The sequence below is a fragment of the Pseudomonas sp. BF-RE-21 genome, assembly GCF_019947305.1.
Lineage (GTDB): Bacteria > Pseudomonadota > Gammaproteobacteria > Pseudomonadales > Pseudomonadaceae > Aquipseudomonas > Aquipseudomonas migulae.
In genome coordinates this window covers 40,914-61,573 of the sequence record NZ_JAGYGF010000017.1, presented here as the reverse complement: position 1 = coordinate 61,573, position 20,660 = coordinate 40,914, and the positions used below count along the sequence as shown (strand labels likewise).

Genomic DNA, 20,660 nt, shown 5'->3' with positions numbered 1-20,660 from the left:
ATCTTGCCCGACAAATAGTCGCGAACCTGTAGGAGCGAGCCTGCTCGCGAAGGACTTGAGGGCGACGCGTTTATTCAGGAAGAAACGCGTTATCGGTGACGTCCATCGCGAGCAGGCTCGCTCCTACAGGGGTGATTGTGTCGGCTTGTGTCCGCGCCTAAATTCCCCGCCGCTTTCCTCGTATAAAGGACAGCTCCCCGTCTCTGTCGGCTTCCCGACAGCGTTCAACTGTTGCCGGATTTTGTGCGCAGGCTGAGCGACGGGCCGATATCCATTGGCCGGAACCCTGCATGAAACGTCCCCGACACACCCGACGCGCCCTGCTTGTAGCACTTTGTCTGATCCCCGTTATCGCCGTGGCTGCCTGGCAGGTCATCCCGCCCGGCCGAGACAAATTCGCCACCGTACAAGTCAGTCGGGGTGACATCGAAAGCAGCGTCACGGCGCTGGGCACCCTGCAACCTCGACGCTACGTCGACGTCGGTGCGCAGGCGTCCGGGCAGATCCAGAAGATCCATGTGGAAGTCGGTGATGTGATCAAGGAAGGCCAGTTGCTGGTGGAAATCGATCCGTCCACGCAACAGGCCAAACTCGACGCCGGGCGTTTTTCCGTGGAAAACCTCAAGGCGCAACTCGAGGAACAACGGGCACAGCACGAGCTGGCCCGGCAAAAGTTCCAGCGCCAGCAGAACCTCAAGGCCGGCGGCGCCACCCGCGAAGAAGACGTGCAAACTGCCCAGGCTGAACTGCGCGCCACCCAAGCACGCATCGACATGTTCCAGGCGCAGATCCGCCAGGCCCAGGCCAGCCTGCGCAGCGATCAGGCCGAACTCGGTTACACGCGCATTTACGCGCCGATGTCCGGCACCGTGGTCGCACTCGACGCCCGGGTCGGCCAGACCCTCAACGCGCAACAGCAAACTCCGTTGATTCTGCGCATCGCCAAGTTGTCGCCGATGACGGTCTGGGCCGAAGTCTCGGAAGCCGACATCGGCCACGTCAAACCCGGCATGACGGCCTGGTTCACCACCCTCAGCGGTGGCAAGCGGCGCTGGAGCAGCACCGTGCGGCAAATCCTGCCGGTACCGCCCAAGCCTCTGGACCAGACCAGCCAGGGCGGTGGCAGCCCGACCAGTTCGAGCAAAAGCGGCAGCGCTCGCGTGGTGCTGTACACCGTGCTGCTCGACGTCGATAACGCCGACAACGCGCTGATGGCGGAAATGACCACACAAGTGTTCTTCGTGTCCGACCAGGCGAAAGACGTGCTCACGGCGCCCATCGCTGCGCTGCAAGGCGGCACGCAACCGAACATCCAGACCGCTCAGGTCGTCGCCAAAAACGGCCGCATCGAGCAACGCGAGGTGCGCACCGGCATCAGCGACCGCCTGCGGGTGCAAATCCTCGACGGCTTGCAGGAAGGCGATCACCTGTTGATCGGCCCGGTCGACGGGAGTGGCGGCTAGATGCTGACGCCCCTGATCGACCTGCAGGACATCCGCAAATCCTACGGCGGCGGCGATTCACCTGAAGTTCACGTGTTGCGCGGTATCGACCTGTCGATCCATGCCGGGGAGTTCGTGGCGATTGTTGGCGCGTCCGGTTCCGGCAAGTCGACGCTGATGAACATCCTCGGTTGCCTCGACCGCCCGACGTCCGGTGAATACCGCTTCGCCGGGGAAAACGTCGCCGGGCTCGACAGCGATGAACTGGCCTGGCTGCGCCGCGAAGCCTTTGGTTTTGTGTTCCAGGGCTATCACCTGATTCCGTCCGGCTCGGCCCAGGAAAACGTCGAGATGCCGGCGATCTACGCAGGCACCCCGGCCGCCGAACGCCACGCCCGCGCTGCCGCCCTGCTCGACCGCCTCGGCCTCGCCTCACGCACCGGCAACCGCCCGCACCAACTCTCCGGCGGCCAGCAACAACGCGTATCCATCGCTCGCGCCTTGATGAACGGCGGCCACATCATCCTCGCCGACGAACCCACCGGCGCCCTCGACAGCCACAGCGGTGCCGAGGTGATGACGTTGCTGGATGAACTGGCGAGCCAGGGCCACGTGGTGATCCTCATCACCCACGACCGCGAAGTCGCGGCCCGGGCCAAACGCATCATCGAAATCCGCGACGGGCTGATCATCAGCGACAGCGCCCACGACAACCCCGACGTACAAACCTCAGCCAACCCCGGCGCCCTGCAAGCCGTGGATTTGCGCAAGCGCCTGAGCGAAGGCGCGGAGGCCACGGGGGCCTGGAAAGGCGAACTGGTGGACGCCGTACACGCGGCCTGGCGGGTGATGTGGATCAACAAGTTTCGCACCGCGCTGACCCTGCTCGGGATCATCATCGGCGTTGCGTCGGTGGTGGTGATGCTCGCCGTCGGTGAAGGCAGCAAGCGTCAGGTGATGGCGCAGATGGGCGCGTTCGGCTCGAACATCATTTACCTCAGCGGCTCGGCACCGAACCCGCGAACACCGCTGGGCATCATCACCCTCGATGACGTCGCGGCGGTCGGCAGCCTGCCGCAGGTGACGCGCATCATGCCGGTCAACGGCCAGGAGGCCGGGGTGCGCTTCGGCAACCTCGATCACTTGAGCTACGTCGGCGGCAACGACACCAACTTCCCGGCGATCTTCAATTGGCCGGTGGTGGAAGGCAGCTATTTCACCCAGGACGATGAACGCAACGCGGCGGCCGTCGCAGTGATCGGGCACAAGGTGCGGAGCAAATTGCTCAAGGACGTGGCCAACCCGATCGGCCAGTACATCCTGATCGAAAACGTGCCGTTCCAGGTGGTTGGCGTGCTTGCGGAAAAAGGTGCCAGCTCCGGTGACACCGACAGCGACGACCGCATCGCCATCCCGTATTCCGCCGCGAGTGTGCGGCTGTTCGGCACCCACAACCCCGAGTACGTGGCCATCGCCGCGGCCGATGCGCGCAAGGTCAAAGAGACGGAAACCGCCATCGAGCAGTTGATGTTGCGCCTGCACGACGGCAAAAAGGATTTCGAACTGACCAACAACGCCGCAATGATTCAGGCCGAAGCGCGCACGCAAAATACCCTGTCGCTGATGCTCGGTTCGATCGCCGCGATTTCGCTGTTGGTGGGCGGGATTGGCGTGATGAACATCATGCTCATGACTGTGCGCGAACGCACCCGCGAGATCGGCATCCGCATGGCCACCGGCGCCCGCCAGCGCGACATCCTGCGGCAGTTCCTCACCGAAGCGGTGATGCTCTCGGTGGTCGGCGGCCTCGCCGGCATTGCCCTGGCGCTGATCGTCGGCGGCGTGCTGATTCTCAGCGAAGTGGCCGTCGCGTTCTCTTTGATAGCGGTACTCGGTGCCTTCGGCTGCGCCCTGGTCACCGGTGTTGTCTTCGGCTTCATGCCGGCCCGCAAAGCTGCCCGGCTCGACCCGGTCACGGCCCTTACCAGTGAATGATCGATCTATGAAAGCGCCACTCAGCCTGCTGACCCTCTGCGTGTTACTCAGCGCGTGCGCCACCCCGGACTCGCGCCCGGACAGCGGCCTGCAGCCACCGCCCACCTGGCACTCGGCACACCATGAAAACGCCTTGATGCAGAACGCCCAGTGGTGGACGCACTTTGGCAGCCCGCAGCTCGATCAACTGATTGAACAGGCCCGCGTCGGCAGTTATGACCTGGCGGCCGCACTGGCCCGAGTGCGTCAAGCGCAAGCCACCACCGTGATTGCCGGCGGTTCGCTGTTGCCGGAAGTGAAGGCCGCGGGGAACGCCAATCGCCAGAAGCTGATGCGCGGCAACGGCTACAGCCAACTGGACGCCGACAACAGCAACAAGGCGGTGGATTACTTCGACGCCAGCCTCAGCGCCAGTTATGAAATCGATTTCTGGGGCGGCCAGCGCGCTTCCCGCGACAGTGCGCAATTCAGCCTGCAAGCCAGTGAGTTCGATCGCGATACGGTTGAGTTGACGCTGCTCAGCGCGGTTGCCAGCACCTACGCGCAAGCGTTGTCATTGCAGGAACAGCACCGTATCGCGCAGCTCAATCTGGCGAATGCGCAGAAGGTTTTGAACCTGGTACAAACCCGCTTCGACTCAGGCTCTGCCACGGCGCTGGAACTGGCCCAGCAAAAAAGCCTGGTGGCCGCGCAACAACGGCAGCTGCCGCTGGTGCAGCAACAAGCCGAAGAAGCGCGGATCACCCTCGCCGCCCTCCTCGGCCGTCCGGTTCAGGAACTGAAGCTCGACGATCAGCGCTTCGACCAGCTCAGTTGGCCGGTCATCGGCGCGGGTGTGCCCAGCGAGTTGCTCAACCGTCGCCCGGACATCGCTCGCGCCGAAGCGCAACTGGCGGCCGCACGCGCCGATGTGACCGTGGCCCGGGCGAAAATGCTGCCCACCGTGACATTGAGTGCCCAGATCGGTTCTGGCGCCGACACCTTCAGCGATGTGCTGCGCAGCCCGTTCTACAACCTCACCGCCGGATTGGTCGCGCCGATTTTCAACAACGGTCGCCTGAGCGCCGAACGCGACAAGGCCACGGCGCGCCAGGAAGAACTGCTGGAAACCTACCGTGGCGCGATCATCAACGGCTTTGCCGACGTGGAAAAAGCCCTGACCGGCATTCGCGGACTGGACGCCCAGCGCCAGTGGCAAAGTGAAGAATTGAATCAGGCGCAAACGGCTTTCGACATTGCGCAAAGCCGCTATCAGGCCGGGGCCGAGGATTTGCTGACGGTGCTGGAGACCCAGCGCACGCTGTATGCCGCGCAGGATTTGAATGTGCAGCTGCGGTTGGCGAGGTTGCAGGCGAGTGTTGCGTTGTACAAGGCGCTTGGGGGTGGGTGGCAGGTGTTGTGATTGTATTGATAGCAATGGCCCCTTCGCGGGCAAGCCTCGCTCCTACAGGTTAAGTGTCATGCCCCAATCATGCGGCACACCTGAATCCTGTAGGAGCGAGGCTTGCCCGCGAAGAACGATAACGCGGTAATCAAACCGGACTCTGTTTAGCCTTCAAATTCCGCGCATACCAAGGCCGTTGCGGCACCTTGCGGAACAGATCCTCCAGCTTCTTCTCGTCTTCACCAAAGGTAATCCGCAGCGCCAGTTTCATGGTTTCCGGGTCCATTTCCACCGACTTGCCCGCCTGCAACCCCGGCGTGGTGTTGCAGCCGTGGGTGCTCGGGCCAAGCCACGGATCGTCGATCTCGACCCAGCGACCGGGCGCAAACCACGGCACACCATTGACCTCCAGCCGCCTGACTTCCCCCGGATGAAAGCGCTCGTGCGCACGGAACCAGTCTTCTAGACGGTCATCGATCCAGCCATGGAAATGCCAGAACACCGGGTTCACATGGGAGGAAAACGGGTCGCCAAGAAAGTCGTTTTCCGCCGCGAACCAACGGGCGGAAAAGTCTGCGGTGTCCCGCGCGAACGGCACTGGCTGACCGTTGGACGGATCACGGGGCACCGACGCCCAGCGCATGTGCAGCCAGTCATGCAGCCCGAGTTCGACCTCGGAACCGAACTGCCCCAAGGTCAATTTCGACAGGTAACGCGGGTCACGGTATCGCGACTCCCAGACCTGAAAATTGCTGTGATAGGTCTCGGCGGTCTTGAGATCGGCGACCCACTGCGAATACTCGTCATCGTCTTCGGCGCGCCAGGCCGGCGGCAAAGCGGTGCCGTCGTGGTTGTCGAAGTAACGGGCAAAGGCCTGGCGATCACGCACCAGCTCCGGTTGCGGCAACGGAAACTGCTGCCACGACGGCAAGTCTTGCAGGGAGCGCGCGGTGCCGAGCATGTGCCGGTGCATGAAGAAAAAGTCGATGCCCGAGCCATTGCGGTCCTTGCGCGGCCCGCGCGCATCGCGCTCCTTGTCCCGCAGCCCCGGCTGCCAGCCGATACCGCGCAAGGCGTTGCGCTTGTCTTCGGACAAGGTGTGCCATTTGTCGCGGGAGGCGTGCCAGAGCTGATGGAACAAGCGGTGCTCGGGCGAAATCAGCCACGCCAGCAACGCCGGCCCCAGGCCCGTGCGCTCACGCGCTTCAGGGAACACCTGTTTGACTGCGACGAAACGGTTGTCCTGGGCGGTCAAGGCCAACGGACGATCCAGGCGCAGTACACGCCCACTCAAAGTGCCGCTGCCGGCATTGCCGAACGCGGCCCAGACCTCGTCCAGCTTGAAGGTGAATTCGTAGTCCGGCGTCCCCGTTGGGGATCGGGAATCGATCAGGCGCCAGCTCAGCTCTTTGTTATCTACACCTGTCAGATCGCCGAGGACGCGATAGCGCGGTGGCGGTGCGGCACGCAGCGCCTCGAAAGTATCGAGAAAACCGTTGAGCCCACGGCCCTTGTGACCGACGTCGAGCAGCAGTTGCAAGCCCTCGCGAGGCAAGCCGTCGAGCCCCGCGTCACGCCCCTCGAAGCGAATGTCCCAGACGCCCTGCAAGGTGTTGGCCAAACGCTGACCGGCCACATCCGCGACGTCGAATGACGCTTCGCCGGGGGTAATGGTCGGGTCCGGTTTTGTCAGTTCGCGATGCCCGTAATACGCCGCAGGCAGGGCGGCACCGGTCAGTGCCAGCCCCGCCAGGAACCATCGTCGAGAAATCGTCATTGCCCTACCTGTGTCAGCCATGGAGCAGGCTTTATCCAAGCTAGAACGTTTGTTGCCTCGACAAATTTAAGAGCTTCGCGGGCAAGCCTCGCTCCTACAGAGGCAGCGCAGGACCTGTAGGAGCGAGGCTTGCCCGCGAAGGGGCCATCAGCCTCACTAAATTTCCCACTCGGCCACTCGTTCTTCCCAGATAGCAAAGGCCCCCGCGCCTGCACCCTCGACGGCGAACCTGACTGAGATGGCAATGACAAAACCTCGTTCGAAAAAGGCTCTTTTCATTGGCCTGCCCCTGGCGCTGGCCATCGCTGGCGCGGCAGGGTTTGCGGCCTGGGATTACTGGCTCAACGACAACCCCGGCTACCCGGTCGCGGTGATGAAACAGGCCGATGAACTGCAAGAACGCATCCTCTCGTTCGACAGCCACATCACCGTGCCCATGGATTTCGGCACCGCCGAAAACGAGGCCGACAAGGACGGCAGCGGCCAGTTCGACCTGGTCAAGACAGCGCGTGGTCGCCTGTCCGGCGCGGCGCTGACCATTTTCGGCTGGCCCGAAATCTGGAACGGCGACAACGCCCCGCACCGCCCGACCGCCGGGTTCATCGACGAAGCCCGTCACGAGCAGGAGACCCGCTACAAAATCATCACCACCCTGGTGCGCGACTTCCCCAATCAGGTGGCCATTGCCTACACCCCGGACGATTTCCGACGCCTGCACGGCGAGGGCAAGTTCGCCGTGTTCATCAGCATGCTCAACGCCTACCCGCTGGGCAACGACGTCAACGCCCTGGATAAATGGGCCGCACGCGGAATGCGCATGTTCGGTTTCAGTTACGTAGGCAACAACGCCTGGGCCGATTCGTCCCGGCCGCTGCCGTTTTTCAATGATTCCCGTGATGCGCTGGGCGGCCTGTCAGAGCTGGGCAAGCAAGCGGTGCATCGCCTGAACGACCTCGGGGTCATCATCGATGTGTCGCAAATGTCGACCAAAGCGCTTGAGCAAGTCAGCCAATTGAGCCGCGCACCGATGGTCGCCTCGCACTCGGCGCCACGGGCGCTGGTGGACATCCCGCGCAACCTCAGCGACAACGAAATGCAGCTGATCAAGAACAGCGGCGGCGTGGTGCAGATCGTCGGCTTCCCGACCTACATCAAGCCACTGAGCCAGGGCACCCAGGACAAACTCAACGCCCTGCGTGCGCGTTTCGACCTGCAACCGCTGCAAGGCCTGGAGATGGCACTGATGCCGGGCGACCCGGTGATCACCGTGTGGTCGGAACAGCGTTTCGGCGAATACGCCAGTCAGCTCTACGGCATTGTCGATGAAGAACCCAAGGCCACCCTCAAGGATTACGGCGACGCCATCGACTACGCCGTGAAAAAAATCGGCATCGATCACGTCGGCATCAGCTCCGACTTCAACGACGGTGGCGGCCTGAACGGCTGGAAAGACGTCAGCGAGGCACGCAACGTGACCGCCGAACTGATCAGCCGCGGCTACAGCGAAGCCGACATCGCCAAGCTCTGGGGCGGCAATTTCCTGCGCGTCTGGGATCAGGTGCAGAAGTCCTCCAGACCCGTCGCCAAACACTGACATTCACTTTGCCAAGCGAACCGAATTCATGACCAACCGTCGTACATTCCTCAAGCAGGCCGGCATTGTCGCGGCCGCCATTCCCCTGGGTTCAGCGGTCAGCCTGCCGGCACTGGCCGCCACGCCGGCGCCGCTGCCCAAAGACAAATGGGCGCAGTTTCGCCAGCTGTTCAATCAGGATCCCGATTACCTGCATTTCGCCAACTTCCTGGTGACCTCACACCCGCGTCCCGTGCGCGAAGCCATCGAGATGCACCGCGCCAACCTCGACCGCAACCCCGGCCTGGCGATGGACTGGCATCGCGGCGAAACCGAACGCCGTGAAGAAGACGTGCGCGTGTGGGCCGGCCATTACTTGAAGGCCAAGCCTTCGCAGATCGCCCTGACCGGCAGCACCACCGAAGGCCTGGCGATGATTTACGCCGGCATTCACGTGCGTCCGGATCAGGAAATCCTGACCAGCGAACATGAGCACTACGCCGCCAACAGCGTGTTTGAATTCCGTACGCAAAAGGACGGAACCAAGGTCCGTAAAATCAAATTGTTCGAAGACCCGTACAAGGTCTCGACGAAAGAAATACTGGCCTCCATTGCCCGCAACATTCGCCCCGAGACTCGCGTGCTCGGCATGACCTGGGTGCATTCCGGCAGCGGTGTGAAGCTGCCCATCGGCGAGATCGGCAAACTGGTCGCCGAGAAAAACCGCGACCGCCAGGAAAAGGATCGCATCCTGTATGTGGTCGATGGCGTCCACGGCTTCGGCGTGGAAAACCTCGATTTCCCGGACATGCATTGCGACTACTTCATCGCCGGCACCCACAAATGGATGTTCGGCCCACGGGGCACCGGGATCATCTGCGCGCGCTCCGATGACATGAAGGACCTCACACCGACCATCCCGACGTTCTCCGAAGCGACCACGTTTTCGACCGTGATGACCTACGGCGGCTATCACTCGTTTGAACACCGCTGGGCGCTGACCGAAGCCTTCAAGTTGCATCTGGACCTGGGCAAGGCCGAGGTTCAGGCACGCATCCATGAAATCAACAGCTACCTGAAAAAGCGCTTGCAGGAGCATCCGTCGGTGGAGCTCGTCACGCCGTTGTCGCCCGAGTATTCCGCCGGCTTCACGTTCTTCCGGATCAAGAACCGCGACTGCGAAGAAGTCGCCAATTTCCTGATGGACCAGCGCGTGGTCTGCGATGCCGTGGACCGCGATGTCGGCCCGATCATTCGCCTGTCGCCGGGCCTGCTCAACACCGAGGCGCACATCGATCGCGTCATGGCGCTGTTGGCCAGCAAGCTCTGAAACACCGATTTCCTTTAGCGAGAATGCATATGAAAAACATCCTGCACAGACTCGGATTGTCGCTCCCACAACTCGGGGCGCTGACCATCCTGGCATTGCTCGGCACCGCGTTGCCCGGCGCCGCCCAGGCCACCACCGCACCGCTGCCGGGCAAGGTGTTCAAGGATTGCCGCAACTGCCCGGAAATGGTGGTGCTGCCCGCCGGCACCTTCACCATGGGCACGCCGGAGGGTGAAGTCGGTCGCGAACCCGATGAAGGCCCGATGCACGAAGTGACGTTCGACAAGCCGTTCGCCATGAGCCGTTACCAGATCACCGCCGGCGAATGGGACCAGTACCTGAAAGAAACCGGGATCACCATTCCCGACGGCGACACTCGCCCCGGCCGCGAGTGCATCAACAGCAAGCCGCGTTATCCACAGAGCCCGCGCCAACCGGCGGTGTGCATGAACTTTGCCGAGGTCAGCGCGTATGTCGCGTGGCTGTCGCTCAAGACCGGCCAGCACTACCACATCGTCAGCGAGGCCCAGCGCGAATACGCCGCCCGTGCCGGTTCAACGGGGCCGTTCCCGTTCCCGTTCGATGAGGGCACCGAGTACAGCATCGCCACCCATGCCAATACTTACGGGCCAACCGACGGCTACAGCTACACCTCCCCGGCCGGCAGCTACCCGCCGAACGCCTTCGGCATGTACGACATGCACGGCAACGTCTACGAGTGGATCGCCGACTGCGAACACAGCGATTACGTAGGCGCCCCCACCGACGGCAGCGCGTGGGTCGAACCCAACTGCGAAGCCTTGCAGATTCGTGGCAATGACTGGGGCGAAGCGCCGGTGTTCTCGCGTTCCGGCAACCGCAACAACATCTACCCGCAAACCCGTGGCGACTGGATCGGTTTCCGCGTCGTGCGCGATCTGCCTTCCAAAGGCTGACACCCCTTCCCCCCGGCCGCCGCCAGTCGGCGGCCGTCTAAATTAAACGCCTGGCCACACGTTCTTCTGGGTATCTGCCTCACGACCCAAGAGACCTTCCTCACATGCATCTTCCCAAGACCCAGCCTGCGCGCGGTGCAATTCATGAATTGTTCACCCTCCTGAAACCGTTCCGGCTGGTGGTCAGCCTGTCGATCATTCTGGGCATGGTGGGCGGTCTGAGCGTGACGGTGTTGCTGGCCACGATCAACAATGCCCTGCATTCGGAAAGCGGCCTGACTCAAGGCGTGGTCGCACTGTTCGGCGGCCTTTGCCTGTTGGCGCTGGCGAGTTCGATCTGCTCGGACATCGGCACCAACTACGTCGGCCAGCACATCATCGCCAAGCTGCGCAAAGAGCTGGGGGAAAAGGTGCTGTCGGCGCCCATCGAACAGATCGAACGCTATCGCAGCCACCGTTTGATCCCGGTGCTGACCCATGACGTCGACACCATCAGCGACTTCGCGTTTGCCTTCGCGCCGCTGGCCATCTCCCTGACCGTGACCCTCGGCTGCATGGGCTACCTGGCGATGCTGTCGTGGCCGATGTTCCTGATGATGGTGCTGGCGATTGCCATCGGCACCGGCATCCAGTTCTACGCACAGGGCAAGGGCATCAAGGGCTTCATGGCCGCCCGTGACGCCGAAGACGAATTGCAAAAGCACTACAACGCCATCGCCGGCGGCGCCAAGGAACTGCGCATTCACCGTCCGCGCCGCCAGCGCATGTTCACCTCGGGCATTCAGGGCACGGCGGATTTCATCTGCAACACCCAGGTGCGTTCGATCAATACCTTCGTGATCGCCAAGACGCTGGGGTCGATGCTGTTCTTCGTGGTCATCGGCCTCGCGCTGGCCCTGCAATCGTTCTGGCCCAGCGCCGACAAGTCGGTGATGAGCGGCTTCGTCCTGGTGCTGCTGTACATGAAAGGCCCTATCGAGCATCTGGTCGGCACCTTGCCGGTGGTCAGCCGGGCGCGGATTGCCTTCCGCCGCATCGCTGAACTGTCGAGCCGGTTTTCCTCGCCCGAGCCGCACCTGCTGCTCAACGACACCGGCAAAAAACCGGCCGTGGTCAACAGCCTGCAACTGGACAACGTCAGCTATGCCTTCCCGGCTGCACCGGGCAGCGAAGCCTTCCGCCTGGGGCCGGTGAACCTGACCATCGAACAGGGCGACATCATTTTCATCGTCGGCGAAAACGGCTGCGGCAAGACCACGCTGATCAAGTTGTTGCTGGGGCTTTATGCGCCGCAACAAGGCGCAATCCTGCTCAACGGCGAAGGTGTCGATGCGCAGAGCCGTGACGACTACCGCCAACTGTTCACCACGATTTTTGCCGACTACTACCTGTTCGATGACGTGGTGCAGGGCGATCAGCACATTCCCGAAGACGCCAACAAATACCTGCAACGCCTGGAAATCGCGCACAAGGTCAGCGTCAAGGACGGCAGTTTCACCACCACCGACCTGTCCACCGGCCAGCGTAAACGCCTGGCACTGGTCAATGCCTGGCTGGAAGAACGCCCGGTGCTGGTGTTTGACGAATGGGCGGCCGACCAGGACCCGACCTTCCGCCGGATCTTCTACACCGAGCTGCTTCCGGACCTGAAGCGCCTGGGCAAAACCATCATCGTCATCTCCCACGACGACCGCTATTTCGACATGGCCGATCAGTTGGTTCGCATGGAATCGGGCCGTGTGGTGACGGAGCGGGCGACCGCCTGAGCAGCGTTGAATCCATATACCTCGACGATTTTCGGAGTTTGTTTTCCGGTTTCGTCGGGGTGATGCGTCTAATAATAATTATCATTAACTAAAAAAATCTGCACACCTTAGGAGCGATTTGAGCAATGCAAAGCCCTACCCTGTCCCGCGCGCCGTTGGCACTGGCCATCGCGCCGCAAAAGAAATTCCGAACAGTCGTACCGGGTGCGTTGCTGACCCTGTTGCTGCTGGGCACCTCTCAGGTCCAGGCCGCGCCGGTGAACATCAACGTGCCTGCGCAATCGCTGGCCAGCGCGCTGCAGCAACTGGGTCAACAGACCGACCTGCAGATTCTGTACAGCCAGGACATGGTCAACGGCCTCAAGTCCACGGCGGTTTCCGGCAATCTGGAGCCGGAACAGGCATTGAATACGTTGCTGCTGGGGAGCGGCATTACGTTTCAACTGACTGGCAACACCGTTTCGCTGATTCCGGTCGCGGGTAACTCCAGCGCGCTGCAACTGGGCGCGACCGCCATTTCCGGCGTGGCGCCGGGGCCTACCACTGAAGGCACGCATTCCTACACCACCGATCAAGTCAGCATCGGCAAGGGCAACATCAAGCTCAAGGACATCCCGCAGTCAGTGTCCGTCGTCACGCGCCAGCGCATGGACGACCAGAACATGAACAGCCTGCAAGACGCAATGCGCCAGGTCACCGGCGTCACCATCAAGACGTACAACTCCGGCTCCAGCCTGAACGACGTCTACATGCGCGGCTTCCTCGTCGACCAGGTGCAGGTTGACGGCGTATCGCAACCGACCGGCCAGGGCGACATGGGCACCAGCTTCGACCTCGCGATGTACGATCGCGTCGAAGTGTTGCGCGGCCCATCCGGCCTGTATCAAGGCGCTGGCGAACCCGGCGGCACCATCAACGTGGTGCGCAAGCGCGCCCTGAACAAATTCGCCCTCGGCGGCGAGCTGGGCGCAGGCTCCTATGACCACTACCGCTCGATGGTGGACGTCACCGGTCCGTTGAACGATCAAGGCACCGTGCGCGGTCGCTTCATCACCGCTTACGAAAACAACAAATCCTACGTCGACTCTGCCCAGAACGAACGCCCGATGGTGTACGGTCGCCTGGAATTCGACCTCGCCCCATCCACCACCCTGTCGGTGGGCGGCGCCTACCAGCAAAACCACTCCACCCCGGCGTTCGGCTTGCCGGCCTTTGCCGACGGCAAGTTGCTGGACGTGCCGCGCTCGACGTTCGTCGATGCCAAGTGGAACACCCTGAACGAGAAAGTCTGGGAGTCCTTTGCCGAGGTCGATCACGCGCTGGACAACGGCGGTCAGTTCAAGACCACCGTCACCTACCGCGACGCAGAAACGCCACAGCGTAACTTCACCTGGGCCGACGGTGCCGTCGATCCGGCTACCGGCGACAGCTCGGCCGTGGCGTACGACTACTACACCCACATCAAAACCATCGGCGTCGACAGCTTCGTCACCACGCCGTTCGAATTCGCGGATCGCAGACACGAGTTCACCGTGGGTGCCGAGTACCAGCACCTCGACAAAGACTTTGAATACGGTGGCGGCGAGTACTTCCCGATCAACGTCTACAACCCGGGCAGTATCGATATTCCCAAGAACGACTACGAGCGCAACAACGGTAACTGGTCCAAATCCGACCAGTACGGCCTCTATACCCGCGCCAAGTTCAACGTCACCGACTGGCTCGACGTGATCGGCGGCAGCCGCGTGACCTGGTACGAAAGCGACGCGAAGAACGCCAACGCCTTCTTCAACAGCTTCGGCGAAGCCCACACCAGCATCAACCGCAAAGTCGTGCCTTATGGCGCCATCATCGCCAAGCTGACCCCGGAACTGTCGGCCTACGCCAGCTACACCGGCGTGTTCAAGCCACAAAGCGAGCTCGACAGCGACAACTCGCCCATCGGACCGCGTAAAGGCAAGCAATATGAAGTCGGCCTCAAGCGCGAGTTCTACGACGGCCGCCTGAACGCCAGCATCGCGATGTTCCGCATCTACGATGAAAACCGTGCTCAATTCAACGCCGACACCGGTGGAAACGAAGCACAAGGCAAGGCGCGCAGCCAGGGCTGGGAAACCGAGTTGAGCGGTAACCTGACCGACAACTGGAGCATCGTCACCGGCTACGCCTTCACCACCACCAAATTGTTGAAATCTGACGACGCGACCGAAGGCAGCACCTTCAGCACCATCACGCCGAAGCACAACTTCAACCTGTGGACCAAATACGAATTCGCTGACGGCCCGCTCAAAGACTTCAGTGTCGGCGGCGGCGTGCGCGTAGTCAGCAAGACCTGGTACCAGCGTGAAGTACGCTTCGAACAAAGCGGCTACGGCATCGCCACCGCGCAGGTTGGCTACAAGTTCAACGAGAACCTGTCGGCGACACTGACTGGCAACAACCTGTTTGATAAAAAGTACTACGATCGCGTGGATGCTTCGTGGGGGACAAACTTCTATGGCGATCCGCGTAATCTGACGTTGACGTTGCGGGCTAATTATTGATTGCTGTGTACGTTAAATGTTGAACAACACCGGGCCGCTTGCGGCCCGGTGGTGTTTTTAAGGTGAGCGGGAGTGGAGCAAATGCATGTAGATAGGCGAGAAGTAACCGGCCATCATCATTCGCTTTGCCCCTGGCTGAAAATCTAGCCGACAAGAACTTTTCGAAACGAGTCTCGACTACCCGAACCATCACATACCAATGGCCCTTATGGCCATCATGCAGAGATGTCATTTTGATTTTCATTGGACATCACCTTCGATTTTGTCTTAACTGCTTTCATTACCATCCTTGAGCCACATCAGCATGAGACCGATACGAATGGAAGCTATCGCACGTTCAATGCTAGTTACTGCACTGACTTTTTTAACGGCTTGCAGCGCCGCCCTTGTAGCGCCTGTAGATGAACCGCCACCAGAACCAGTTCCCGCTGTATCTGTTGAGGAGCCCCCACCGTCTTCCATTGATGAGACTCATAATGAGTTCGTCGATAAAATGACCGGAATCGTCACTGTTTTTTTTGCCAGTAATCGAAACATAATTTCCGATTATGGCTGCGTAGATTCTTTAGGTAAAAAACGAGGCAAGTCTCTAGTTTATGGATATTGCCATGTAAAAATCCCCTTCAACCATAAAACAGGAATTATCGAGTCCCCCTCATGGTTTAAACTTGAATGGACAGAAGATCCCGAGAAGCATGTATCTATTGTAGGTGGAGGCGTTGTTACCAAGGCAGAATTTGAAAAGCTTATTAGTCATCGACTAAAAGAAAACGGAACAACTTTCATTTACGTGCACGGATATAATGTTTCGTTCGAGGACGCCGCGAAACGCACAGCCCAGATGGCATACGATCTGGATTTCAAGGGGGTACCGGCTTTCTACAGTTGGCCTTCGGCTGGAAACCCGAAAAACTATGTACCTGACGAGGCAGCTGCAGAAGCGGCGAAGACAAAATACTATAATTTTTTGGTCGACTACCTCAAAAACCCCAACGTCAAAGGGGTGTATTTGATTGCTCATAGCATGGGTAACCGGGCAGTTGCAGCTGGCCTTGTCACCCTTAACGTTCAACACCCAGAGCTCAGGGCTAAAATAAAAGAAGTGATACTGGCAGCTCCTGATATAGATTCTGACGTATTTGCGGATGAAATTGTTCCTGGTATTGAGTCAGCAAAATGGCCTGTCACGATGTATGCCTCAGATAAAGACATGGCTTTACTCGCATCCAAGACATATCACAACTACCCGCGAGCCGGGTATATCTCAGACAATCTTATTGTAATGCCAGGTATTGACACCGTCGATGCCAGCCTGATTAAAACAGATTTTCTCAGCCACTCTTATTACGGCGACTCAACCACGTTAATTTATGACATCTACAACATAATAAACACGGGGGCACGAGCAGATAAGCGTCGAAATCTTTCCAAGATCAATGACACTAACGGAATCTATTGGCGTTTTACTCCTTAAGTGTCTTTACTTGCTTTTTCAAGACATGGCAACCTCAAGATTCTGGCTGGCTGATCGTAAAGCGGATTGGCGGAATATATGAACCGCACAACCACCCATTCATGCTGTTTGGCGTCATGGATTGGGCCGTTGGCATCGAGAATCGATAATCAAAGTGCCGACGACAGCAACCGATCCAGAGCACAACCGTTGGCCATTTGCGACGGCTTGGCTTGAATGACTCGGCCCCCGATATCCAGATTAAAGATGCTGAGTTTGCAGCCGCCGATTTCATCCGGGCCGTCGGCGATGCCGCCCTTGATCACGTAGTGGGCCCCCGGTGTGAACTCGGTGACGAAATCGACTGTGCACCGTCGATTGCCACTGGCCCAGCCCTGCAAAACCAGGTGCAGCGGTTTGCCCGCTTCGATAGCGCGAAACCTTCGGGGCGGGTTGCCATGTTATCGACTGAGAACAATTGACTCCCAGGTGTCACCGCCACCGACCTCCCGAACTTGCAATCCATAGCTGGGGCTTGCGAAAGAACCGCGCCGTTACGACGGTTGTTGGTCACGTCCATTTCACTGCGGATCAGCGCTTGGGGGACGTTGGCGGGGACCACGTACTGCGGGGTCTGCACGCAGCCTGCGACCAGTAATAGAAGGGAGCATGCGTAAAGCGGTTTCATGATCGTCTTTGTCCGTTTCAGCGATTTTTTATGGGGAAGATGGAATGCAGTCTGCGCTTCGTAACCTTCACTCAACCGGCATCGCGCTTGTTGTGCTTTGATTCGATGAGCGCTCACATATGCGCCATCACCCAATCATGGGGGATATTCATCAAGGGAAGATTGTGACCTCCGGTATTGATGATCGCCAATCAAATCGAATGGGATTGCTGTCGTTGCAGGGGCGTGCCCCACGCACCAGCAAGGTCAGCACAATTTAAGAGATCTCCGCTTCGATTACGTAGACCGGAACCTTTTTTTCAGCGTACAGCGTGTTGGCACCCATTGTTGCTACCATTTTGCTTCCGGCCAACTTGCGACTTAAAAAGCGTAGCTCGGCGCCTTCCGCAAAAACCACTTCCTTCTCGTGCCCCAAATCTCCGTCCGGACCATAGAGATAAGCTTCAGTTTCAGCCCCCGTAACCCTTACAACCATCAAATCAATATGGCCCACATCGTAAGCTTTCCCAGACCAACTAGCGTTTCCCAGCGCTATCTGCGGGCAGAAGCTTGTAGAAAACGGTCGATCTGTCACAAACACATCACGCTCGGTTGGCCAGCATCCGCCATGAAACAGAAATTGCCCTTCACCCAGAATCACGCCGTGAGCCCGTATCTCCCTATCTACTTCCAAAGGATCATATTTTGGATAATCAGACTGGTAACGTGCCAATGCCGGAGGAGTTGAATTTGGCATTAGACGCCTGATACCTGCCAAAGCAGGGTTATCGTTTAGAACGCTGTGGATATGATCTTCCAGGCGATTGTCCAAAGCCTCTGCTACATGCAGGGCCGCCAGTCGTGCCGAATTGATTTCTTTGACAAATTTGTCTGGGGGACTGGCTCGGCAGCCATGCAAGCGAAGGTAGGAAAGTTCCTCCTCCATCGTTAGCTTTTGCTGGGACCTTACTTCATACGGAGACCTGAATACGTCGACGACTGGCACTCGGTTGGTTCGCATAAAAATCCATTTTTTGACTGGAAGTTAAGCGCGAATAATGCCTATTGGAAGACATGAAACACAACAATTGACGGTAGTAACTCGTAGAAACACGCTACTACTCCAACATCAGCTCCATGATGATCGTGCGCTCGGCACCTTGAAATTCGTCTCGGACTTTCTTGAATCCAAGCGATGCGTAAAAGCCTTCTGCGGTTATTGAAGAAGGAACGCGCAGTCGTTTGACGCCCCTACTGACAGCGGTTGACTGGATCATCGTCATCAACTGCTTTCCGAAGCCCTGCCCTTGATGGAGTGGATCGACGAATACGCTTCGAACAACGTCCTGATCAAGGCTGGCGGTTGCAACGACATGATCGTCGATTGTTGCCACGTAGACCTGACGCTGAGTCAGCAAGCAAAGGATGGCTTGCGGGGAGAAGCTTTGCTCCACCTGTTCAATGACTGCTGGCGTGTAGTCACGGGCATTGGTTTCACGTAGTGCGCCAATCACGACCCGGCTTATGGCGATTGCATCTTCGCGTGTGGCGATTCGGATCAGGCAGTCCATTTGAGTAAAATCCTTCCGCATGGTCGGCTGATCGTAAAGGGATGCATCCGGCCTACCTAGTAGAAGTCATAGTAAAGCACCCACTCCCCCGTACTTTTGCTCTTCCAGAACATCAGGCTCCCGCAATCCACCACGTTCAGGTTGATTTTCGTGTCGGAGGAAATCTGGAACACGAATTCAAAATCATCACCGAGGTCCACGCCGGACTGGCAGAATGAGGGGTAGCCGCCAATCTTGTGTTCGTAGGTGTGAGTCACGAGGTCTGAGTAGCTTTCTATCTCGCCCGTCCGCTGAAGGCTGCAAATTTCCTCTTCAAGGTCCGCCGGTGCGCCACCGCCATCCCACAGTGGAAAGTCCTCTGCGACCCGTTCGGCCAGCAACGGAAAGGGCTTGAGGTATGAGCCTGCAACCGGCAGCTCTTTGCGGACAAGTACATCGTCAAATCCGTACTCCCTGATCAGCCAGTTGTTCCCCATCGGGTCCAGCGCTTCCGGCAAGGGACTGGAAACAAACAAGGTAAGGACGCGAACGCCGTCCAGCGCCGGACTGTTAAACGGCAGGCTGGTGAGGTGGAATTGTGCAAAGGGATGCAGTTCAGCTCCGGCGTCGTTTCTCGGGACGCATTCATCCGGGCGAAACAGGAATACGTTTCCAAGCCAGCTTTCGTCATCCGTATGGGTGGGACGAAATCCGCCGGCGATGAATTTTGTGGCGGGTCTGGCCAAGCGTCTTTTGATTTCCTGGATGTTCATACCGGTACATCACTCCATTGCCAACTGCAGGGAGCCACAACGCTATACGTCGGACGTCCGAGCGCCAACCCTAAAAAGATGTCGGAAATTTCCCCGGAATTTTCGCGTTTTACCTCGGGTGTAGGAAGCCGGTGAATGGCGCGGTAGGCGGTCAGTCAGACCGCGTTATCGTTTATCGCCAGCAAGCCGGCTCCTACAGGCGATCCGGGCGACACGGTTTGTCTGGTTCACCGCGGCGGGGCCATCGCCGGCAAGCCGGCTCCTACAGGAATTGCGTAGGTTGTAGGAGCCGGCTTGCTGGCGATGCAGGCGACACGGTTTGTCTGGTTCACCGCGGTGATGCCATCGCCGGCAAGCCGGCTCCTACAGGAATTGCGTAGGTTGTAGGAGCCGGCTTGCTGGCGATGCAGGCGACACGGTTTGTCTGGTTCACCGCGGCGGGGCCATCGCCGGCAAGCCGGCTCCTACATCTCACGCATCAACCCAGGCTTTCAGTGATCTGCGCCGCCAGTTGCTCCAGCATCGCCGGTACTTCCTGGACCATCTCCCCCATCCGTGCGAAGTCGTGGGTCATTCCGGCTTTCACGTCCAGCACTACGGGTTGTCCGGCGGCACGCAATTTTTCGGCCCAGGCCAGGCCTTCATCCAGCAACGGATCGTATTCGGCCAGCCACAGTACGGTCGGTGTCAGCCCTTGCAGGGTCTCGGCGAACAACGGGGAAAAGCGCCAGTCGCGGCGATCATCAATGCTGCGTTGATACTGCTGATAGAACCATTCCAGCGTGGTCGCTTCCAGCAGGTAGCCTTCGGCGAAACGTGCAAGCGACGGACGTTTTTCCACGGCGTCGATCACCGGGTACAACAGCACTTGCAGCCGTGGCGTGAGCAGCCAGGCCTGTGGGTCCTGGGCGATAGCAATTGACAAGGAAGCCACCAGGCTGCCGCCGACGCTGTCTCCCGCCAATGCGATACGTGCAGGGTCCAGCCCGAGGGCACCGGCGCCGGTGGTGGCGAGCCAGTGCGTCACGTCTTCGGCATCCTCGTAGGCGACAGGAAAACGGTGTTCCGGGGCCAGTCGATAATCCGCCGACAGCACCGCAAAACCACCCGTCAGCGCCAGTCGGCGGCACAGGGTGTCATGGGAGTCGAGGCTGCCGACCACGTAACCGCCGCCATGAAAGTACAGCAGCACCGGGCGCTCCTGCGTGCCCAGTGATGGTCGAGCATAGAGGCGCGCATTGAGCAGATGACCGTCGCGGGCCGGAATGCTGACCGCAGTCACGGTCAGCGCGCCCATCGGTGCGGCGTCGAGCAGCTGCGAGGTTTGTTCGAATTGCTGGCGCGCTTCGGTCGGGTCCAGCTCGTGCATGGGCAGGCTTTTGCCGGTGAGGCGGCCGAACTCGGCCAGCTCTAGAAAACCTTCGATGTCCGGGTGCAGTGCCATGGGCGGTGGTCTCCAAAAAATAAAAAAG

The 20,660-nt window shown here is 59.6% G+C and carries 16 protein-coding genes; 9 read left to right on the top strand and 7 right to left on the bottom strand.

The features are described 5' to 3' along the window. The first annotated feature begins 290 nt into the window (after window positions 1-290). Genes KGB25_RS14035 through KGB25_RS14025 form a run of 3 tightly spaced genes read left to right on the top strand, consistent with a single transcriptional unit; the run spans window position 291 to window position 4,839 of the window. Complete coding sequence (locus KGB25_RS14035) at window positions 291-1,463, top strand: efflux RND transporter periplasmic adaptor subunit (RefSeq protein ID WP_223435315.1); 1,173 nt, start codon at window positions 291-293, stop codon at window positions 1,461-1,463. Continuing rightward, complete coding sequence (locus KGB25_RS14030; RefSeq protein WP_223435311.1) at window positions 1,464-3,437, top strand: MacB family efflux pump subunit; 1,974 nt, start codon at window positions 1,464-1,466, stop codon at window positions 3,435-3,437. Window positions 3,438-3,444: 7 nt separating this feature from the next. Next, window positions 3,445-4,839, top strand: coding sequence for an efflux transporter outer membrane subunit (locus KGB25_RS14025; RefSeq protein ID WP_223435307.1), 1,395 nt, complete (start codon window positions 3,445-3,447; stop codon window positions 4,837-4,839). A 130-nt stretch (window positions 4,840-4,969) separates the two neighbouring features. Here KGB25_RS14025 and KGB25_RS14020 read toward each other — a convergent pair whose 3' ends face one another. Continuing rightward, the gene (locus tag KGB25_RS14020; RefSeq protein WP_223435305.1) at window positions 4,970-6,598 is read right to left on the bottom strand and encodes a PvdJ/PvdD/PvdP-like protein; all 1,629 of its coding nucleotides are present in this window, start codon (window positions 6,596-6,598) and stop codon (window positions 4,970-4,972) included. A gap of 244 nt (window positions 6,599-6,842) precedes the next feature. Here KGB25_RS14020 and pvdM point away from each other — a divergent pair, with 244 nt between their 5' ends. From pvdM to KGB25_RS13995, 5 genes are all read left to right on the top strand, one after another. After that, entirely contained in the window at window positions 6,843-8,192 is a 1,350-nt protein-coding gene (pvdM, locus tag KGB25_RS14015; RefSeq protein ID WP_192418054.1) for a pyoverdine-tailoring dipeptidase-like protein PvdM, read from the top strand. A 28-nt stretch (window positions 8,193-8,220) separates the two neighbouring features. Further along, window positions 8,221-9,501 (top strand): aminotransferase class V-fold PLP-dependent enzyme, encoded by a 1,281-nt coding sequence (locus KGB25_RS14010; RefSeq protein WP_223435304.1) that lies wholly within the window; start codon window positions 8,221-8,223, stop codon window positions 9,499-9,501. Between the two features lie 29 nt (window positions 9,502-9,530). Continuing rightward, a complete protein-coding gene (locus KGB25_RS14005) occupies window positions 9,531-10,436 on the top strand; it encodes a formylglycine-generating enzyme family protein (RefSeq protein WP_008032321.1) in 906 nt (301 codons plus the stop codon). 104 nt (window positions 10,437-10,540) lie between these two features. Then, window positions 10,541-12,202: a cyclic peptide export ABC transporter gene (locus KGB25_RS14000; protein ID WP_223435302.1), complete on the top strand. Its 1,662-nt coding sequence runs from the start codon at window positions 10,541-10,543 to the stop codon at window positions 12,200-12,202. A 125-nt stretch (window positions 12,203-12,327) separates the two neighbouring features. Next, the gene (locus KGB25_RS13995; protein ID WP_223435299.1) at window positions 12,328-14,745 is read left to right on the top strand and encodes a TonB-dependent siderophore receptor; all 2,418 of its coding nucleotides are present in this window, start codon (window positions 12,328-12,330) and stop codon (window positions 14,743-14,745) included. On the opposite strand, the gene KGB25_RS13990 is transcribed toward KGB25_RS13995, so the two are convergent. Continuing rightward, window positions 14,735-14,989: a hypothetical protein gene (locus KGB25_RS13990; RefSeq protein ID WP_223435297.1), complete on the bottom strand. Its 255-nt coding sequence runs from the start codon at window positions 14,987-14,989 to the stop codon at window positions 14,735-14,737. The two genes, KGB25_RS13995 and KGB25_RS13990, sit on opposite strands and share 11 nt — an antisense overlap. Window positions 14,990-15,064: 75 nt before the next feature. Here KGB25_RS13990 and KGB25_RS13985 point away from each other — a divergent pair, with 75 nt between their 5' ends. Further along, on the top strand, window positions 15,065-16,219 hold the full coding sequence (locus KGB25_RS13985; RefSeq protein WP_223435296.1) for an alpha/beta hydrolase: 1,155 nt from the start codon (window positions 15,065-15,067) through the stop codon (window positions 16,217-16,219). 149 nt (window positions 16,220-16,368) lie between these two features. On the opposite strand, the gene KGB25_RS13980 is transcribed toward KGB25_RS13985, so the two are convergent. From KGB25_RS13980 to KGB25_RS13960, 5 genes are all read right to left on the bottom strand, one after another. Continuing rightward, the gene (locus KGB25_RS13980) at window positions 16,369-16,524 is read right to left on the bottom strand and encodes a hypothetical protein (protein ID WP_223435294.1); all 156 of its coding nucleotides are present in this window, start codon (window positions 16,522-16,524) and stop codon (window positions 16,369-16,371) included. A 618-nt stretch (window positions 16,525-17,142) separates the two neighbouring features. Next, entirely contained in the window at window positions 17,143-17,811 is a 669-nt protein-coding gene (locus KGB25_RS13975) for a hypothetical protein (protein WP_223435292.1), read from the bottom strand. Between the two features lie 172 nt (window positions 17,812-17,983). Further along, window positions 17,984-18,436, bottom strand: coding sequence for a GNAT family N-acetyltransferase (locus tag KGB25_RS13970; protein WP_207286023.1), 453 nt, complete (start codon window positions 18,434-18,436; stop codon window positions 17,984-17,986). A gap of 56 nt (window positions 18,437-18,492) precedes the next feature. Beyond that, entirely contained in the window at window positions 18,493-19,188 is a 696-nt protein-coding gene (locus KGB25_RS13965; RefSeq protein WP_223435290.1) for a DUF1963 domain-containing protein, read from the bottom strand. A 478-nt stretch (window positions 19,189-19,666) separates the two neighbouring features. Beyond that, entirely contained in the window at window positions 19,667-20,632 is a 966-nt protein-coding gene (locus tag KGB25_RS13960; protein ID WP_223435289.1) for an alpha/beta hydrolase, read from the bottom strand. Between the last annotated feature and the right edge of the window lie 28 nt (window positions 20,633-20,660).

Coding starts and splice junctions, on each gene's coding strand:
- KGB25_RS14000 (WP_223435302.1), top strand. CDS start 10,541: ATGCATCTTCCCAAGACCCAGCCTGCGCGCGGTGCAATTCATGAATTG.
- KGB25_RS13970 (WP_207286023.1), bottom strand. CDS start 18,436: ATGGACTGCCTGATCCGAATCGCCACACGCGAAGATGCAATCGCCATA.
- KGB25_RS14010 (WP_223435304.1), top strand. CDS start 8,221: ATGACCAACCGTCGTACATTCCTCAAGCAGGCCGGCATTGTCGCGGCC.
- KGB25_RS13965 (WP_223435290.1), bottom strand. CDS start 19,188: ATGAACATCCAGGAAATCAAAAGACGCTTGGCCAGACCCGCCACAAAA.
- KGB25_RS13995 (WP_223435299.1), top strand. CDS start 12,328: ATGCAAAGCCCTACCCTGTCCCGCGCGCCGTTGGCACTGGCCATCGCG.
- KGB25_RS14020 (WP_223435305.1), bottom strand. CDS start 6,598: ATGACGATTTCTCGACGATGGTTCCTGGCGGGGCTGGCACTGACCGGT.
- KGB25_RS14030 (WP_223435311.1), top strand. CDS start 1,464: ATGCTGACGCCCCTGATCGACCTGCAGGACATCCGCAAATCCTACGGC.
- pvdM (WP_192418054.1), top strand. CDS start 6,843: ATGACAAAACCTCGTTCGAAAAAGGCTCTTTTCATTGGCCTGCCCCTG.
- KGB25_RS13975 (WP_223435292.1), bottom strand. CDS start 17,811: ATGGAGGAGGAACTTTCCTACCTTCGCTTGCATGGCTGCCGAGCCAGT.
- KGB25_RS14035 (WP_223435315.1), top strand. CDS start 291: ATGAAACGTCCCCGACACACCCGACGCGCCCTGCTTGTAGCACTTTGT.
- KGB25_RS13985 (WP_223435296.1), top strand. CDS start 15,065: ATGGAAGCTATCGCACGTTCAATGCTAGTTACTGCACTGACTTTTTTA.
- KGB25_RS13990 (WP_223435297.1), bottom strand. CDS start 14,989: ATGAAAATCAAAATGACATCTCTGCATGATGGCCATAAGGGCCATTGG.
- KGB25_RS13960 (WP_223435289.1), bottom strand. CDS start 20,632: ATGGCACTGCACCCGGACATCGAAGGTTTTCTAGAGCTGGCCGAGTTC.
- KGB25_RS14025 (WP_223435307.1), top strand. CDS start 3,445: ATGAAAGCGCCACTCAGCCTGCTGACCCTCTGCGTGTTACTCAGCGCG.
- KGB25_RS14005 (WP_008032321.1), top strand. CDS start 9,531: ATGAAAAACATCCTGCACAGACTCGGATTGTCGCTCCCACAACTCGGG.